The sequence below is a fragment of the Vibrio sp. Vb0304 genome, assembly GCF_033338995.1.
Lineage (GTDB): Bacteria > Pseudomonadota > Gammaproteobacteria > Enterobacterales > Vibrionaceae > Vibrio > Vibrio alginolyticus.
Genome location: NZ_JAWOTT010000381.1, coordinates 1 through 1,022 on the forward strand (window position 1 = coordinate 1; position 1,022 = coordinate 1,022).

Consider the following 1,022-nt stretch of genomic DNA (forward strand, 5'->3'; position numbering starts at 1 on the left):
ACAGACATGCCGCGAGTTTGAGCTTCCAAACGGTTAGCAATTTGTAGACCTGCAGCGTCATCAGAAGCTGAATTTACGCGGAAACCCGTGCTTAGACGCTCCATCGCAGTATTTAAAAGACCACTTGTGCTGTTTAGAGTGTTTTGAGTTACAAGTGATGCGTAGTTAGTGTGCATTGATAAAGCCATCTTAGTCTCCTTAGTTTATCACTATTTCTTTCAGGCCTTGGGATATTCCCTAGTCACTAACTAGAGGCGGTCGCTTGCCACTAATGATTAATTTGAAAATTAAAAATTTTCTAAAAAAGATCAAAATTGATGATTTTTAGTGACTTGCATTCCACTAAGTTGGGGTTTGCTACCGTTTTAGCGTTAGTTTCCGATGTGCTTTGATCGGCATAAGATTAAGGTAAAGAGAAAATCTAAAACGAGAAAAGTAAAAAAGCGCGAATCATTCGCGCTTTTTAGTTTAGCCATGAGGGTTGGGTTTCAGCTATTCCTCATCAAAGGAACGGAAAGACAGGGAAGTAGGGATGTCACTGAAGTAACCAAAGTAATAACTTGCACCGAGCAGTCGATAGCGGTTGAGTTCGACTTGGCTTGCAACGCGACCAGCAACCCACTGGTATTTGTGTTTTCTTAGAAATCGCGCAATGGGTAAAAATGAGTGTTGATCTTGTTTGTTCTCTATCGTTACCGAGAGTTTGATCATATCTGGATCAAATTCAGCAATGCGCTCAAAATGCGTTTGGGATGTGGCTACTTCAAACCACAATGCAAACGCATTTTCCTTCAGTTTTTCGACAAGCGTTTCCATGCGTTCGTGAAGGCACAATGTTTCATCTGCTTGTAAGGATGGGATTACATGCTGGAAAGCGGCTGAGTGAAACTGAACCATCTGCTCAAGAAAATACACGCCCGGATCCCACAGCAGTGCATCGACACGAATGGGTACGACGACGTTGCTGATTAAATCTGGATGAAAAGCTTCTAATTGAAATTGAGTTTGTCGTAAGGCGAGAT

The 1,022-nt window shown here is 42.1% G+C and carries 1 protein-coding gene and 1 pseudogene; both read right to left on the reverse strand.

Going from position 1 to position 1,022, the window contains the following annotated elements; translation table 11 throughout:
• Window positions 1-188: pseudogene (locus R7P35_RS26395) on the reverse strand (Lateral flagellin); the annotation flags it as partial.
• Between the two features lie 304 nt (window positions 189-492).
• Window positions 493-1,022 (reverse strand): diguanylate phosphodiesterase (locus R7P35_RS26400; RefSeq protein WP_318093455.1); only part of this gene is annotated, 530 nt, incomplete at its 5' end.